This window comes from Clostridium sardiniense, from assembly GCF_016907995.1.
Taxonomy (GTDB): Bacteria; Bacillota; Clostridia; order Clostridiales; family Clostridiaceae; genus Clostridium; species Clostridium sardiniense.
This window is the reverse complement of record NZ_JAFBDA010000002.1, coordinates 166566-184638: the sequence shown is the minus strand read 5'-3', so window position 1 is coordinate 184638 and position 18073 is coordinate 166566. Positions and strand designations below refer to the sequence as shown.

General features: G+C 32.0%; 15 protein-coding genes. All 15 read right to left on the bottom strand.

Annotated elements, in window-relative coordinates; all coding sequences use genetic code 11:
• Positions 1 to 79 precede the first annotated feature (79 nt).
• Positions 80 to 433 carry a DUF1292 domain-containing protein gene (locus JOC62_RS03165; protein WP_204593716.1) on the bottom strand — a complete coding sequence of 118 codons (354 nt, stop codon included), beginning with the start codon at positions 431 to 433 and terminating at the stop codon, positions 80 to 82.
• Positions 434 to 609: 176 nt separating this feature from the next.
• Positions 610 to 1320, bottom strand: coding sequence for an MIP/aquaporin family protein (locus JOC62_RS03160; RefSeq protein ID WP_207758138.1), 711 nt, complete (start codon positions 1318 to 1320; stop codon positions 610 to 612).
• Between the two features lie 118 nt (positions 1321 to 1438).
• Entirely contained in the window at positions 1439 to 2596 is a 1158-nt protein-coding gene (gene dhaT, locus JOC62_RS03155) for an iron-containing alcohol dehydrogenase (RefSeq protein WP_204593827.1), read from the bottom strand.
• A 112-nt stretch (positions 2597 to 2708) separates the two neighbouring features.
• On the bottom strand, positions 2709 to 3134 hold the full coding sequence (locus JOC62_RS03150; protein WP_204593715.1) for a GlcG/HbpS family heme-binding protein: 426 nt from the start codon (positions 3132 to 3134) through the stop codon (positions 2709 to 2711).
• A gap of 16 nt (positions 3135 to 3150) precedes the next feature.
• On the bottom strand, positions 3151 to 3666 hold the full coding sequence (locus tag JOC62_RS03145; protein WP_204593714.1) for a cob(I)yrinic acid a,c-diamide adenosyltransferase: 516 nt from the start codon (positions 3664 to 3666) through the stop codon (positions 3151 to 3153).
• Between the two features lie 20 nt (positions 3667 to 3686).
• Positions 3687 to 4049: a glycerol dehydratase reactivase beta/small subunit family protein gene (locus tag JOC62_RS03140; protein WP_243424998.1), complete on the bottom strand. Its 363-nt coding sequence runs from the start codon at positions 4047 to 4049 to the stop codon at positions 3687 to 3689.
• Between the two features lie 5 nt (positions 4050 to 4054).
• Complete coding sequence (locus JOC62_RS03135; RefSeq protein WP_204593713.1) at positions 4055 to 5887, bottom strand: diol dehydratase reactivase subunit alpha; 1833 nt, start codon at positions 5885 to 5887, stop codon at positions 4055 to 4057.
• A gap of 25 nt (positions 5888 to 5912) precedes the next feature.
• The gene (locus tag JOC62_RS03130; protein WP_204593712.1) at positions 5913 to 6332 is read right to left on the bottom strand and encodes a diol dehydratase small subunit; all 420 of its coding nucleotides are present in this window, start codon (positions 6330 to 6332) and stop codon (positions 5913 to 5915) included.
• A gap of 19 nt (positions 6333 to 6351) precedes the next feature.
• Positions 6352 to 6927, bottom strand: coding sequence for a propanediol/glycerol family dehydratase medium subunit (locus JOC62_RS03125; protein ID WP_204593711.1), 576 nt, complete (start codon positions 6925 to 6927; stop codon positions 6352 to 6354).
• A 20-nt stretch (positions 6928 to 6947) separates the two neighbouring features.
• Entirely contained in the window at positions 6948 to 8612 is a 1665-nt protein-coding gene (locus tag JOC62_RS03120; protein ID WP_204593710.1) for a propanediol/glycerol family dehydratase large subunit, read from the bottom strand.
• A gap of 376 nt (positions 8613 to 8988) precedes the next feature.
• Positions 8989 to 9750: a response regulator transcription factor gene (locus JOC62_RS03115; RefSeq protein ID WP_204593709.1), complete on the bottom strand. Its 762-nt coding sequence runs from the start codon at positions 9748 to 9750 to the stop codon at positions 8989 to 8991.
• A gap of 22 nt (positions 9751 to 9772) precedes the next feature.
• Entirely contained in the window at positions 9773 to 11011 is a 1239-nt protein-coding gene (locus JOC62_RS03110) for a sensor histidine kinase (protein WP_204593708.1), read from the bottom strand.
• Between the two features lie 277 nt (positions 11012 to 11288).
• Positions 11289 to 14801, bottom strand: coding sequence for a pyruvate:ferredoxin (flavodoxin) oxidoreductase (gene nifJ, locus JOC62_RS03105; RefSeq protein WP_204593707.1), 3513 nt, complete (start codon positions 14799 to 14801; stop codon positions 11289 to 11291).
• A gap of 329 nt (positions 14802 to 15130) precedes the next feature.
• On the bottom strand, positions 15131 to 16210 hold the full coding sequence (locus JOC62_RS03100) for an undecaprenyldiphospho-muramoylpentapeptide beta-N-acetylglucosaminyltransferase (RefSeq protein ID WP_204593706.1): 1080 nt from the start codon (positions 16208 to 16210) through the stop codon (positions 15131 to 15133).
• A gap of 92 nt (positions 16211 to 16302) precedes the next feature.
• The gene (gene recJ / locus JOC62_RS03095) at positions 16303 to 18069 is read right to left on the bottom strand and encodes a single-stranded-DNA-specific exonuclease RecJ (protein ID WP_204593705.1); all 1767 of its coding nucleotides are present in this window, start codon (positions 18067 to 18069) and stop codon (positions 16303 to 16305) included.
• Between the last annotated feature and the right edge of the window lie 4 nt (positions 18070 to 18073).

The following is an 18073-nucleotide window of genomic DNA, read 5'->3' as shown; positions in this document are numbered from 1 at the left end:
ATACCATGTTTTTTATAAATTGATACACTTTAATATATTCACAAAAGAGAGTGGTAACACCACTCTCTTTATTTATTTCCTATTCTTCTACTAATGTTTCGTTGTAATATGTTGAAACTCTTTCGAATTCATCTTCTTCAGGAACTACTAATTCTTCATTTTCTTCTGAAGCTCTGAATAGATATACTGATTCATCTTCCATGTTTTTAGCTAAAACATATTCATTTCCTTCAAATTCAAAAGCATCTATAATTGGGCATGATATAGTATTTCCTTCATCATCTACTAAATCTACAACAAAATGTTCGTGATGGTCTTCTCCACATCCACATTCATGATCGTGTCCATGATCATGTCCGTGTCCCCCGCAACATTCATGTCCTTCATTATGTTCGTGATTTCCACATCCACATTTATTTAATTCTTTATCCATTTCAATTCCTCCTTATACTTAAGCGTCTTACTTAACATTATAGTTTAATTGTACCCTTATTTACCACAAATTAAAAGCTAAATTTAAAACTTTTCTATATTTTATATAATTAAAATTACATAACAAAAAAGTGGCTTTAGCCACTTTTAAATTTAATATATACTTATAAAACTTTATTAAAATATAACACCATATGCAATAGCCCCTGCTATGGCACCTAATATTGGAGCAACAACTGGTATCCAAGCGTATCTCCAATCTGATCCACCCTTACCTGGTACAGGTAATATAAAGTGAGCAAGTCTTGGTCCAAAATCTCTAATTGGATTAATTGCATATCCTGTAGGACCTCCTAAACATAATCCAATAGCCCATATAAGAATAGCTATAGCAAGAGGTTGAAGTCCATCTGCAAATGGATGTGCAGTAATTCCGATAATACCAAACATTAATACAAAAGTTCCTATAAATTCTGTAACAAAGTTCCATTTAGTATTTCTTATTTCTGGAGCTGTACAAAATACTCCAAGCTTAGTAGCTTTATCTTCTGTAGCTTCAAAATGATTGTAATATGATAAAAGTACAAGTGCTGCTCCTATAAAAGCTCCAAGTAATTGAGCTAAAAGATATATTGGTACTTGACTCCATGGGAACTTTCCTGTAACTGCAAAGGCTATAGTTACAGCTGGATTAAAGTGTGCTCCACTTATACTTCCAAACATGTATGCAGGTACTCCTACTGCAAAGGCCCATCCTGATGCAATAACCATCCAGCCAGAACTAAACCCTTTTGATTTTTTAAGTACAACGTTTGCAACTACACCATCACCTAGTAAAACTAAAAGTGCCGTTCCTATTAATTCAGCCATAAAGGTTGATATATCCATATGTAAATTCCTCCTAGGTTTAAAACTTTTCATAATATAAGCCCCTTTAAGTATTTAAAGGGGCTTATATTGTTTATATAATAGCTTCCATTATAAGTGTTACATTATATATTACAAATTAGAATGCAGCTTTAAATATGTTAACTATATCTTTTTCATTACCTTTTCTTGGGTTTGAGAAAGCATTACCATCTTTTAATGCCATTTCAGCCATGTATTCGAAATCTTCTTCTTTAACGCCCATATCTCTAAGTCTTGCAGGAATTCCTACATCACCTGATAATCTGAACATTGCATCGATTGCTTTTTGAGCAGCATCCATAACTGATAATCCTTCAATATTTTCTCCCATGAATTCTGCTATATCAGCAAATTTTTGTGGGTTAGCTATTAAGTTGTACTTTTCAACATGTGGAAGAAGCATAGCGTTTGCTACTCCATGAGGCATATCGTATAATCCACCTAATTGGTGAGCCATAGCATGTACATATCCTAAATTAGCATTGTTAAATGCCATACCAGCTAATAATGAACCGTATGCCATATTTTCTCTAGCTTCTAAGTTAGTTCCTAAAGCAACTGCTTGTCTTAAGTTGTTTGATATTAATTTAATTGCTTGAATTGCAGCAGCATCTGTTACAGGATTAGCATCCTTTGATACGTATGCTTCTACAGCATGAGTTAAAGCATCCATTCCTGTTGCAGCTGTAAGTCCTGCTGGCTTTCCAACCATTAATAATGGGTCATTGATTGAAACTAATGGTAAGTTTCTCCAGCTAACTATAACGAACTTAACTTTAGTTTTTGTATTTGTTATAACACAGTGTCTTGTAACTTCACTTGCAGTTCCTGCTGTAGTGTTAACTGCAACAATTGGTGGTAATGCATTAGTTAAAGTTTCTATTCCAGCATAATCATAAAGATCTCCTTCATGTGTAGCTGCAATACCTATTCCTTTACCACAATCGTGTGAGCTTCCTCCACCAACAGTGATTATCATGTCACACTTTTCATCTTGGTATACTTTTAAACCATCTTTAACATTTGTATCCTTTGGATTTGGTTCAACACCATCATAGTAAGCAACTTCTATTCCTGCTTCTTTTAAGTATTTTTCAGTTAATTCAACTGCTCCACCTTTTAAACTTCTTAAAAATTTATCTGTAACTATTAAAGCTTTCTTTCCACCTAATATTTTACATCTTTCTCCAACTACTGATATTGAATTTGCACCCATAAAGTTAACACTTGGTACTAAATAATCGTACATTCTCATTTCACTCATTTCATTTTCCTCCTAGATTTGTTATTATATTTGATTAACATTTAAAATTATAAATAATATTTTAAATTTGGATTAACTTTTACTAAATTTATACGGTACTTTATTATTTGTTAAATGCTTCTACTGCAGCTTGTGCTATAGCCATATCTTCTTCTACAGTTCCACCACTTACACCAACAGCTCCAACAACTTGACCGTCAACGATGATTGGGAATCCTCCGCCAAATGGTACTATTCTTTGATTGTTAGTAAGTTGTAGTCCATAAAGGCTTTGTCCTGGTTGCACGCATTCAGCAATTTCATGACTTCCTTGCTTTAAGCATGCAGCTGTATAAGCTTTATTTATTGCTATATCTATACTTGTTATAAATGCATCTTCCATTCTGTGCATTAACATTAAGTTAGCACCTTTATCAACTGCTGCAAATATAACTGGAACATTCATTTCAGTTGCTTTTTTCTCTGCAGCTTTAGCCATTTCTTTTACTATTTCTAAACTTAATTCTTTAACTTCATTTAATTTTTTCATAGTATTAAATCCTCCCTTATTTTTCTTCTTCAAATCTTGCCATTGCAAAAAGAGTATCTGATAGACGATTTACATATATTCTAACTTCTTCTCTTATCTCTTCTTCTCTAGCAAGAGTTGCTATTCTTCTCTCAGCTCTTCTAACTACAGTTCTTGCTACATGAAGAACTGATGAAGATTCATTTTTACCTGGAATAACAAATTCTCTTATAGGACCTGTAATTTCCATATATTTATCTGTTAAGGATTCTAAATTTTTTATATCATCTTCATTTACTAATTCTTTTAAGTATCCAAGACCCTTGCTATCACTTGCAAGCTCTCCACCTAAAGTGAATAATTTCTTTTGTATAGCATTAATCTCTTCTTTTAATTCATTAGAGTTTGACTTAGCATAAGCAAGACCTAAAAGTGATATAACTTCATCTACAGTTCCGTAAGCCTCTACTCTTAAGCTATCTTTATCTACCCTACTTCCGCCAAGTAGTGCAGTAGTTCCTTTGTCACCAGTTTTCGTATAAATTTTATACATAACTTATTACTCCTTAAAATTTATTTAAAGGCTATACCCTTAACTAATCTACCCGCATTAGCACCTAGATCTCTTAAAATATTAGGATCATTATCTAAATGTACTGTAAATAATGGTTTATCTTTAGATAATTTATTAAAGGCAAGCGTTACCTTTCCTTCAGAATCAACTCCAATTCCTACTGCTAGTTTAGATTTTACAGCTCCTAGATGACTAAGTTCTTCTGAATCATTGCATTCTAAACTTCTTACATCATAAGGAATTCCTTCTTCTTCTATACCCCATAATATTTCATCAAATCTTGATGTATCTTCTAATGCATATGAATGATATAAGTATATACAAGGTATTTCATATTCGTATGCTTTCATTACCATTGCCATAACAATTACTCCATTCCATTACAAGCTAGTATAAGTCCAGTTGCAACAGCGTTTCTAGGACCTTCTGTTCCTCTAATATTTCCACGTCCAGCTACAACTCCATATTGTGATAAAGAATCTGTAACTAATTGAGGTACTTCAAAGTCTAAAGATGATCCTCCTACTAGTACAACAAATTCTATATCTCTTATATTTCCAGTAGGTGAAACTATTGTTAACGCTCTTAAACAGTTAGTTACAAAGACCTTTTCCTTTGCTCCTCTTCTTATACTTCTTATCTTTTCTATAGAAGTTTGCCCATCTATTGGCACAAGCATTCCATCTTTTATTATTACAACCTTAGCAAAAACTGATGGATCTAAAGGTTCTTTAAAGAATTCAACTGTTCCATCTTCATGTCTTATATGGAATAAACTTTCTACTTTAGCTAGAGGATATTTCTTGATATCTTCTGCTAAATTAAATGATTCAAGTCCAAGTTCAGACTTTATAAGCATAGTTACCATATTTCCAGCACCAGCTAAGTGAATTGATGATATTTCCCCTTGCTTATTTATTATTGAAGCATCTGTTGAACCTGCTCCCATATCAAGTATTGCAAGTGGTGTACTACTTCCTGGAGTTGTAAGTGCTCCACGTATTGCCATATCAGCTTCTACTCCACCAACTTCTACTGGAACCTTTAGTTCATTTTCAAGTTTATCTGCAATCATCTGCATTTGAAGCTTATCAGCTTTAACCATTGCTGCAATTCCTACAGCATTTTCAAGTGAAAACTCTTCTGCAAGTCCACCTTTAACCTTTTGAGGAATAAAAGTATCTACTGCTAATAAATCTTGTATCTTTATGTCACTTATCTTTTGTTTTGTAAGATTTGCCATTACCTGTCTTACTCTTTCAAGCATTCCACCAGCATTAGTTCCAGCTTCACCCTTAACATCTTGTATTGGCACACATAATCTTACAGCATCCATTATCTTTTCTGCTCCGTGTTCTACATCAACGCTTTCTTTACGTTTTAAACCATCTATATTTATACATCCAGCAGGGATTTTCTTTTCTTGAACATCTCCCTTTGGAGTTTTAATAACTACAGCTGATCTATTTCCAATAAGTGCTCTAGATATAGGTACTATCATCTTAGTTTCCTCTGATGACAAATTAAATACTGTTGCTATTCCATATGGATTTGCTAAGTTTTCAACTACATCTCCTTGTGCTGCAACTTCTACTGCCGCCTTCATTCCTACAGGAACTTTTTCTAAAAGCATTACTTCATCAACTATAGGTATTTTCTTGTCTAATCTATTGTTTATAAGTACTCCATCATCTCTTTGAACTATTGCTGCAGTAATATTAATTCCTCTTCTTGTGGCATGATTTATTCTAGCCGCTGCTTCCAAGAAATTAACTCTACTTAATATAAGAGGTATAAATTTATCATCATCATCTAGATCCTTTGAATCTATATTCTCTAAATCTTCTATACATATTGTTTTTCCTATACCAATCCCAATCCCGCCTGGAGTTTGAGGATTATGTCCTATCATAGTTGATTCAGTTATTATAGTTTCTGTTATAGTTTCCATTGCAACATCACCAATAACTGGTGCAGCTTCATTTATCCTAACTAAATCTAAATCTTTAAGCTCTAAAGATACTTTTTTAAGTGCTTGTTTAAGTGAATCAAAAACACCTTCTATATTTTCTTCAGTACCTTTTATTCCTGTTGTAGGAACTATTCCACTTGAAAGAAATTCAACCTTTTTATCTTCAACTCTTGATAATGCTACTTCCGTAGTAGCATTACCAATGTCGACTCCTGCAATTATTTTCATTGTTTCCTCCCTGCATAAGAGTAAATTAATCTTGTTTTAATTTGCTTCTCTTTTCATATACTTCAACAGCTTCTCTTACGAAATCTGCATTTACTTTTGCTCCATATACATTTTCAAGTTCATCTGCAATCTTTAAAAGATCTTCTTTAGTTGAACGATATGGTCTTAATGCATTATATATTTCAAGAATTCTATCATCTGGTACACTTATAAGTTCAGCTGCTCTTCTAAGATTTCTAGCTATAGCTTGTCTATTCATACCTTCAGCTATTTGAGCTTGCATCTCTAAAGTTTCAGGTGATATTCTAACGTCTTCCGGTTTAACATTTCCATTTAAAACATTTTCTAAAGTTATCTCTTGTAAATTCATTCCTGTTGGTGTTTTTATATCCTCAGGTCTTTTACTTGCTAAAGGATAATCTTTAGGTGTCATTCTTTGCTTCATAACATCTTCTCCTTACAAATTAGAATTTAACTTCTATCTCTATTGGTTTTGCACCAACTTCTACGTGTTTAGTTTCTTTTATGTGGAATAATGCTGCTATTGCCATGAATTTTGGTCTAGCCATTTGGTCGTTCTTTGTAGGAACTGGTGTTGGTGACTCTCCCTTTGCATATTTAGCTGCATTTTTACCTATTAATCTATATGTTTCTAAAGTTAATAGTGGCGCTTGTGGGAATAACTCTAAGTTATTTAAAGGAAGTAAGTCTTTTTGATGTATAACTGTTGTTCCTTTTGATTGTATTCCGATTCCAATTCCTGATCCACTAAGCTTAGCTGCATCATTTGCTATAAATGAAACGTCTGAAGTTCTTACTATTCTAACAACTCTTGCGTGTAATCCTTCTTCTTCTATACCTGCAATAATTTCTCTTAGTATATCTGTGTGTTCTACATTAACTAATGTTCTATGTTGGAATTTTCCAAATGCTGGTGCAAGTCCAATTACAACCTCATCTGCTCTTGTTCCAACCTTAGCTTCACCTACTTCTGTAAGAGTAAGCTCTGGCATAACAAATTTGTTTGTTGTATTTTCCATTATCTTCACCTCTCCGAACCTTATTCTATATCTTCTGGCTTTATTACATTAGGAATATTCTTAATTTCTTCCCATCTTTCTTTGCTAAGTCTGTATCCAGTTCCAGGTCCTTTATAGTCATTTACATCATTAACAGCACTTATAACTTCAAAATCATTATCAAGTATTGCTGAAGTTTGAAGATAATCTCCTGTAACTCTTTGCTTAAGCATATTTAATATGTTATTTGCAACATCATCAAATCCATTAACACTTAAAGCTTTAACTATATCTAATCCAGTTAATCTCTTCTTAAGCATTTCTTCTGCAGCTTTTAAATCTTCAACTACATTTCTTTCTGGCATATCTTTACTTCCGTGAGCATAAGTTGCAGCTTCAACTTCTTCATCAGTTATTTTAGGGAATCCTAATTCTCTAAATACTGCTTGTATAGCTTTTGCAGCCTTATTTCTTATTGCTATTGTTTCTTCTTCTGATACTGGTCTAAGTCCGCCATCTACCATTAAATCTCTTTGAAGTACATTGTAATCATCAAAGTCTTCTGCATCGAAGTTTGAACCAGCGAACATGTTGTCATAGTTTGGAACTGCACTATATCCTGAGAATATAAAGTCTGTTCCTGGAAGCATTTGCATTAATGTTCTTGCTGTTCTTCTTATATCTGAATGTGAGAATGTTTGGTCATTAGCTGAAGCAACTTCTATATCAAGCATTGCAGCTATTAAGTTTTCTCCAAGAACTGCTCTGATACCTGATGGAACTGCACCAGTCATCCCTATACAACTAACTGCTCCATTTTGAAGTCCTTGAACTCCAGCTCCCTTAGTTATGTAAATACATCTTGATTCTAAGTAAAGCATTGATTTTCCTTCTGCATAACCCATTAATGCTTCTGAACCTGTTCCTGATGTATATCTCATCTTAAGTCCTCTTGAAGCATAAGCTGATGCTAAGAATGCTTTTGACCATGGAGTATCATCTCCATCTGTAAATACTGATTCAGTTCCGTATACTGAAACTGTTTCTGCATAACTTGTAAGTCCTCTCATACCAAGGTCAAGCTCTGTAGCTTCTTCAACTGAACATTGAGTTAAAACTCCTGGTCTACCTACTTGTGAACCTATAAGTATTGCTAATGCATTAAATGGTGCATATCTAACTATACCTACTGTTGTTTCTTGTTCTGAGAAACCTCTTATACCAGCTTCTGCTGCATCTGCTGCAATTTGTACTGGATTATCTTTAAGATTTGTTACGTGACATTGATTTGATGGAGTTTTTCTAGCTCTCATCTTTTGAAGTGCCATCATCATTTCAACAACATTCATATGTGACATAACTTCTACTGCTTTTGCAGGAGTTATTGCTGTTGTTATCTTAACAATTTCATCTCTACCTACATTTATATCTACTAACTTCTTTGCTATCTCTACTGAATCTAATTTCATAGCTTCTTCTGCATAATCTAGATTAATTGCATAATCTGCTATGAACTTGTCTATCATATCAAAGTCTTCTCTTTTTTTACTGTCTAATTCTATAACTACACCGTTTTCTATTTTTATAGAAGATTTAGGATCATTTGGACTCTCCATTGCGATTAAACCTTCTTCTGGCCATTCACCAATAAGACCATCTTGGTTTACAGGACGTTTTGCTAAAGTCTCGAATCTTTTTGATTTCACTTTAAGTTTCCTCCCTTAAAATAAATTTATATTTGATATTTTTATTAATTGTTATTTTTTTATCGATGTATTCATTTTAATCTAAAAAACATTAAAATCCATTAAAATATCTTGTCTTCTTCTCGAACTATATTGTTTAATTTTTATCAATTAAAATTGTACTTTTTCTCTACAATGAACAGGAAATGTGAATATTTAGTCAAGCATCCCATAGGTTAACGTATACATATGTCAAAAAAATTAAATTTTCTTATATTATTAAAAATAAAAATCAAAAATTTCACCTTTTTAAATAAAATATCAATATTTTATCATAAAAAATATCCCCTAAGTAAAAAATTATCATAATCTTTTACTTAGGGGATGCTATTATATATTATGCATTCATTTCCCTATACTTTTTGGGAGTAACTCCTTCAACCTTTTTAAATACTCTTATAAAATAACCACAATCTTCAAATCCTAGGTCTATTGATAAGTTTAAAATTGGCATATCAGTAGTTTCTAGCATTCTTTTTGCATAATCTATCTTTTTATTATTTATATATGTTGTATAATTAACTCCAACTTCTTTTTTAAATAATTTACTAAAATAGCATGGACTTAAATTGCATATTGACGCTATCATATCTAAACTAATATTTTCTTTAAAGTTTTTATCAATGTAATCTATTGCATTTTCAATAGGTCTATTAATATCACTCACTTCTTCATTAATTATACATTTATTATCAGCATATTTTTCCACTTCTTTTTCATCTTCGTTAATTTTAAAATTAACAATTATATTGCTAAGAGTATTTATTAATTCTTTTGGCCTAACTGGTTTCAAAATATAATCATTAACTCCTAATACTAAAGCTTTTCTAACTAAATCAAAATCATCATGGGCAGTTATCATAATTATAATTTTATCTGGACTATTACCTTTAATTATTTCTGCCGCTTTGCATCCATCAAATCCTGGCATTTTTACATCCATTATCACTAAGTCAGGATTATATTTTTTATCAAATTCTATAGCTTCTCTTCCATTACACGCTTCAGCTACTATTTCAGCACCTTTTAAATCACTAAGTATAACTTTTAAAGCCTTTCTCTCTAAAACCTCATCGTCTACAATCATTATCTTAAACATATCTACACTCCTAAGCTACTTTTTATTTTGCAAAGGTAATTTTAACTAAAGTTCCTTCTCTCATTTTACTTTCTATTTCTATTTTATAATCTTCTCCATAATAATGAGCCATTCTCTTATTAACATTATTTATTCCTATTTTATCTAAATCATTACCATATTTATATTTTAACTCTTCTCTTATCTCATTTAACTTATCCCTTGTTATTCCAGTACCATTATCTTTTATAAATAAACTTAAGCTATCATTTGTTTCTTCAGAGAATATTTCTATTTTCCCGCCTTCTTCTTTTGTCTCCAACCCATGAACTATAGCATTTTCAACAAAAGTTTGTATACTCATAAAAGGTATTTTTTGCTCTTTAACTTCATCACTAATATTAATACTATAATCTAATCTATCACCGAATCTTACTTTTTGTAAATTTAAATATGATTCTATATATTCTAATTCTTCTTCCAAACGAAGTATTTTATCTACTTTTTTCAAGGTATATCTAAGCATGTTAGATAAATCATATATGACTTCTTGAGTTTTAGGTGCTTCCTCAATTATAGCAAGAGAAGATATACTGTTTAATACATTAAATAAAAAATGAGGATTTATCTGAGATTGTAACGCTTTTAGTCTACAAGCTTCATACTCTTTCTCAAGCTCTGCCTTCTCTTTTTTAGCTTCAATAAATTTAATATTTTTTTCATTTAATTCTTTTTGAGCTATTTTAAGCACTGCTTCTTCTACTATGTAATTACTTATATGGAACATCATATTGGCTATAGATTTTATTCTATCAAATTCAACTACTGGAAGCTTATTATATGATTCTAATAATTTTTCTCTTTCTTCTTCAGCCACATCAGAAAATATATGTTTTCTAGTTACTATATCTTCAAGATCAATATTTTCATTCTCACTTGTTAATACTTGACCAGCCATTACTGATCCTAAATATTGACCATTTACAATTATAGGTGTTGCAAAATCAATCAATCCTTTATGACACCTATAAATATATGGTTTTTCTAATCTAGCTGCCTCAAGTCCACCTCTTGAATCACATTTTTCACATAGCTCTGAATACTTACTATTTGCTCTCATAAGATTACAAAAATCACTGCATCTACTATGTTTAGTTGCTGGTTTGCCTTTATAATCAACAGTTATAATAGAAATTCCAGTTGCTTCAGCAATATCATCTTGTATCTTTTGAAATACTTCTATATCTATTACATCATTTAAATATAAAATTCTCCTAGGCATATTAGCCTCCTTATTTTATAGATTTCGATAAAAAAATCATCTTAAACTAAATATATTTTTTATTACTCTTATTTAGTTATCTAACTTTAATTATACTTTGTAATGTATATAAAATTCAACTAAATTCGACATAAAACGAATACAGCTACTAATAATCTTACAATTATACATCCATTTTTTATAAAATTAATTAAATTTGTAAAATAAATCTATTAATATATTAAAATAAAAAGCCCAGATGAGAATATTCTCATCTGAGCTTCATAAGAGATAACTATTATTTTCCAGCTAGTTTTTTGTAGCCTTCTAATCTTTCCATAGCATCTGTATAAGTCTTTTCAAATAAAGCTTCTGCAGCTTCTGGGAATGCCTTAGCAAGTGAAGCATATCTAACTTCTCCCATTAAGAATTCCTTGAAGTCAGCTGTTGGTTCTTTTGAATCTAGAGTGAATGGATTCTTACCAGTTCCTTTTAGTTCTGGATTGAATCTGTACATTCCCCAGTATCCACAATCAACTGCTCTCTTAGCTTCTAAAGTACTGTTACCCATACCTAATCTTATTCCGTGGTTAATACATGGAGCATAACCAATGATTAATGATGGACCTGGGTAAGCTTCAGCTTCAGCTATAGCTTTAAGAGTTTGATTCTTATCTGCACCCATTGAAATTTGAGCAACATATACGTATCCGTAGCTCATTGCTATCATTCCAAGGTCTTTCTTCTTAGTCTTCTTACCTGATGCAGCAAACTTAGCGATTGCAGCAGTTGGTGTAGCCTTTGATGATTGACCACCAGTATTTGAGTAAACTTCTGTATCAAATACAAATATGTTTACATCTTCTCCTGATGCTAATACGTGATCTACTCCACCGAATCCGATATCGTATGACCATCCGTCTCCACCAAAGATCCATTGTGATGGTTTGATTAAGAAGTCTTTTTCTTCTAAGATTGCTTTTGCAAATTCGTTGTCTAAACCTTCTAAAGCAGCTATTACTCTGTCTGCTCTATCTCTAGTTCCAGCACCAACTTCTACATTTGCAACCCAATCCTTAAGTGCTTCTTTAGCTTCTCCTTCTTCTAATGAAGTGATAGCTTCGTTAGCTTTATCAACTAATCTTTCTCTTATAGCTTTCGCTCCTAAGAACATACCTAATCCGAATTCAGCATTGTCTTCGAATAATGAGTTAGCCCAAGCAGGACCATATCCCTTGTGGTTAGTTGTATATGGAGTTGAAGGAGCTGATCCACCCCAGATTGATGAACATCCAGTAGCGTTAGCTATCATCATTCTATCTCCGAATAATTGTGTTACAAGTTTAGCGTATGCAGTTTCTCCACATCCAGCACAAGCTCCTGAGAACTCGAATAATGGTTGCTCGAATTGGCTACCCTTAACTGTGTTCTTGTTCATTGGGTTTTTCTTTGGTGAAACTTCATGAATAACATAATCCCAGTTATCTATTTCAACTTCTTGAGTATGAGCTGGTTTCATAACTAGTGCTTTTCCTGGAGCTGGACAAACTTGTGCACAGTTTCCGCAACCTGTACAGTCAAGTGGATCTACTGCCATTGTGTAGCTCATTGGAGTTTCAGTCTTTAATGCTCTAGCAGCAACTAACTTTAATCCTTCTGGAGCATCCTTAGCTTCTTCTTCTGTTAATAAGAATGGTCTAATTGTAGCATGTGGACATACATATGAACATTGGTTACATTGTATACATTTTTCTTTATCCCATTCTGGTACGTTTATAGCGATACCTCTCTTTTCAAATGCAGCAGTACCTTGTTCGAAAGTACCATCTTCCATTCCATCAAATGCTGATACAGGAAGTTCGAATCCTTCTTGTCTGTTCATTGGATCAACGATCTTCTTAACAAACTCTGGTCTTGGTCTTCCTTCTTCTTTAACTTCATCTTTAGCAGTCTTCCATTCAGCTGGTACTGTAATTTCTACTATTGATTCGATTCCCTTATCGATAGCAGCATTATTCATATCAACAACTTTTTGACCCTTCTTACCGTATGAAGTTACAACAGCATCTTTTAAGTATTTAACAGCGTCTTCTACAGGGATAATGTTAGCTAACTTGAAGAAAGCTGATTGCATTATCATGTTGATTCTTCCGCCTAATCCGATTTCTTGTGCTATCTTAACAGCGTTTAAAGTATAGAACTTAATGTTGTTTTCAGCAATGTATCTCTTGTATGAAGCTGGTAAATGAGCTTCTACTTCTTCTGGGCTCCAGATAGTATTTAATAAGAATGTTCCATTCTTCTTTAATCCTTCTAAAACATTGTATTTGTATACATATGATTGGTTGTGACAAGCTACGAAATCAGCCTTGTTTATTAAGTAAGGTGATTTAATTGCTTTCTTACCAAATCTTAAATGTGATACAGTTATACCACCAGATTTCTTTGAGTCGTATGAGAAATATCCTTGAGCATACATATCTGTATGGTCTCCGATGATTTTGATAGCACTCTTATTAGCACCAACAGTACCGTCTGATCCTAGTCCCCAGAACTTACATGCTGTAGTTCCTTCTGGAGTAGCATCTATATCTTCATGTACTTCTAATGAAGTATTAGTTACATCATCAACTATAGCTATAGTGAATCCGTTCTTTGGTTCGTCTTTTGCTAAGTTTTCGTATACTGCAGCAATGTGACCTGGATTTGGATCCTTTGAACCTAATCCGTATCTACCACCTACGATAACTGGAGCATTTTCTTCTCCGTAGAATGCACTCATAATATCTAAGTATAATGGTTCTCCGTTACATCCTGGTTCTTTAGTCTTATCTAAAACAGCTATCTTCTTAACTGTAGCTGGTATAGCTTTCTTTAATCTTGCAACGTCAAATGGTCTATAAAGTCTTACTTTAACAACCCCAACTTTTTGTCCGTTTGCATTTAAGTAGTCAACTGTTTCTTCACATACATCTGTACATGATCCCATCGCAACGATGATTCTATCTGCATCTTTTGCACCATAGTAATCGAAACAGTGATATTCTCTTCCAGTTAACTTAGTCATTTCAGCCATGTATCCTTCAACAATGTCTGGTACAGCATTGTAGAACTTATTAACAGCTTCTCTTTCTTGGAAGTAGATATCTGGGTTTTGAGCAGTACCTCTAGTTACAGGGTGATTTGGGTGTAATGCTCTATCTCTGTAAGCTTGTAAAGCTTCCATATCTACTAATGGTTTTAATTCTTCATGATCAATAACTTCAATTTTTTGTACTTCATGTGAAGTTCTGAATCCATCGAAGAAGTTACAGAATGGAATTCTTGATTTAATAGCTGCTAAGTGAGCTACAGCTGATAAATCCATTACTTCTTGTACTGATCCTTCAGCAAGCATTGCAAAACCAGTTTGTCTTGCAGCCATAACGTCTTGGTGATCTCCAAAGATGTTTAATGCTGATGTAGCTAGTGCTCTAGCTGATACATGGAATACTCCTGGAAGTAATTCCCCTGAAATTTTATACATGTTAGGAATCATTAATAATAATCCTTGTGATGCAGTGTAAGTAGTTGTTAATGCACCTGCTTGTAATGATCCATGAACTGCTCCAGCAGCTCCAGCTTCTGATTGCATTTCCATTACCTTAACAGGTTGACCGAATATATTTTTCTTTCCTTGTGCTACCCACTCATCAACATGTTCTGCCATTGGTGATGATGGTGTTATAGGATAGATAGCTGCAACTTCTGTAAATGCGTAAGATATGTGAGCAGCAGCAGTATTACCATCCATAGTTTTCATTTTTCTCATCGCGTGACCCCTCTTTCTAATTATAAAAATTAAAAATTTTAGTTTTTAATATTTATTATTGAGTAAAAGCCTATACTGGACCTTTACGACTGTATATAAAATAAAATTATATATCAGTAAAAAACGTAAAATATAATTTTATTCAATATCATGACTATTGTATAATTATTAAAATAGTGTTTATAATAATTAAACTTTCTTAAAACAAATTTATTTGTCATTAAGAAAAAACCGTCTCTTTTATTATATAACACTATTTTAATTTTGCAAGCTTATGAAAATATTTATAAATTAAATTTTTAACAATCCCAAGCCTCTAATCAAACTTACTACTTTTTCCTTCTGATGCTACTTTTTATCACATTTATGATCTCTTTTACACCATCATTCATTTTACTTTCATTCATATTATTAATAAGTTCTTGTTTACTTTCTTTTAACATTTTTATCCCTTTTAAAATCCCTTCTCTTTGAAGCTCCTCTTCTTCCATTACAAGTGAAAATCCTTCTTTTTTAAATGAGTTTGCATTTAAGATTTGATCTCCTCTACTTGCATTTTTTGAAAGTGGAATCAATAAAGTCGGCTTTTTTAATGCAAGGAATTCAAAAATTGAGTTTGCTCCAGCTCTTGAAATTATATAATCAGCTGTATGCATAAGGTGTGTAAGCTCTTCACTTACATACTCAAATTGCTTGTATCCATCTACATTTTGTAAATTACTATCAAGATTACCTTTACCGCATATATGAATAATATTGTTATCTTTCAGAATATTATATATATTCTCTCTTATGGCATCATTTATAACTTTCGACCCCAAACTTCCTCCCATAATAAGAATTGTATCTTTATTATCTTTAAACCCACACATATCTTTACCTTTAAGTTTTGATCCTGTTAGAATTTCCTTTCTAATTGGACTTCCTGTTAATACTCCCTTATTGTTTTTAACAAATTGTAAACTTTCCCTAAATGTAACACATAATTTATCACAGAAAGGTGATGCTAACTTGTTTGCAAGACCTGGTGTAATGTCTGACTCATGTGCAATTACTGGTATCTTCTTCATTGAGGCCGCTATAACAACAGGAACTGTTACAAATCCACCTTTTGAGAATATAACATCTGGCTTTTCTTTAGCTAAAATTTTCCTTGCTTCATGAACTCCCTTTAATACCTTAAAAGGATCAGTAAAATTCTTTATATCAAAATATCTTCTAAGTTTACCTGATGAAATCCCATAGTATGGTATATTATTGTTTGTTATTATTTCTTTTTCTATTCCATCTCTACTTCCTATATATTTTATTTCAAAACCTTCTTCTACTAATGATGGTACTAATGCTAAATTTGGAGTAACATGCCCAGCTGTTCCCCCTCCAGTCATTATTATTTTATATTTACTCAAAAAATATCCTCTCCTTAATACATGATATTTAATTTTTCATTATCTATATTTTATAATATATAATTTATTTAAAAGTACAATATATTTTATACCTATAACCTAAAACTTTTTAGTGATAATTGTATATTTTGTTTCCCATTGAATTCATTTATCTCTGGATAATATAATATATCCATTTTAAAATTACAGTAACCTGTATCTTGTAATCTTAAAAATTCATCTTCCCCATATTTTTCTTCAAATAATTCTTTAAAATAATCATATTTATTAAAATTAACTCCATCAATTGTCTTACCGTTATTCATTTTAATTTTAAATCTCAAAAAGTTCTTTTCTTTTCCCATGAAGATAACTCTATTTACTAAAACATCTTTAACTGCAAGCATTGGACTTCCATTCCCTTTCCCAAAAGGGCGCATTCCATTTAATTTATCTACTAAATCAAAATCAATATACTCAAGTGGCAATGGTGCATCTATAATAACTTTTCTTATTATATCTTCTTCAGTTAGTGTACACTTTTCATTTAGCGCTTTTCTTAACATAGGTATTTTTTCTTCTTCTACTGATAATCCTGCAGCCATTGGATGTCCACCAAACTTATATATAAATTCCTTACATTTAGATAGTTCCTCGAACATATTATACTCTTCTATAGATCTTCCTGATCCCTTTGGCATCTCGCTTCCTTTAGTCATAACAATTGCAGGTAAATTATACTTTTCTCTTATTCTTCCTGCAACTATCCCTGCTATACTTTCATGAATACTATCCTCATAAACAAGAATAACTTTCTCACCATCTCTTAGAGTATTTTCTACCTTCTCTATTACCTTTTCAGTACTTTCCATAGTTAATTCTTGTCTTTTTTCATTAAGATCATTTAACTTAATTGCAAGTTCTTTAGCTTTCTCATCATCTTCCGTAATTAAAAGCTCTACAGATATATCTGCAATTTCTAGTCTTCCAGTAGCATTAATACAAGGTCCTATAACAAAACCAAAATGATATTCTGATATTTCCTTATCATTTAACTTTTTTACCTTTATTAACTCTTTAAGACCTTTTTTATTTGTATTATTTATAAGTTCTAAACCTTTTTTTACTATTATTCTATTTTCATCTAAAAGATCTACAACATCACAAACTGTTGCAATAGCTGCATACTCTAATAGTTGAAAACTTTCTTCAAGATCAACATTTAATTCTCTATATAACCCTTGAATAAACTTAAATGCTACTCCTGCACCACAAAGATTTTTAAAAGGATACTTGCAATCTTCTCTTTTAGGATTAATAACAGCATCTCCCTTAGGCATCATTTTTATTTTTTTACCATCTTCTTCAACAAAAGGTATATCATGATGATCAGTTATAACTACTGAAAGCCCTACCTCCTTAGCATATTCAACTTCATTAAAAGCTGATATACCATTATCACAAGTTAATAAAACTTCAGCACCTTCATCTTTTAATATCTTTATTCTTCCAGAATTCATACCATATCCTTCACTCTCTCTATTTGGAATATGGTATTCAAAATTTGCATTTAGTCTTTTAAGTCCTTTATATAAAATTGCAGTACTACAAACTCCATCACAGTCATAGTCCCCGTATATTACTATCTTCTTCCCCTTTTCAATGGCATCTTTTATAATAGCAACTCCTTTATCTAAGTCCTTTAGTAAAAAGCTATCATACATATCATCTACTGTACCATTTAGAAAAAGAGAAGCAGACTCTTTTCGAGAGATTCCTCTATTTGCTAATAATCTTAATATAAGACTATTCTCACTCATATCCTTAGATAAGCTTTGGAATTCTTCTCTCTTATTTCTTACAAGCCACTTCTCTTTCATTTAT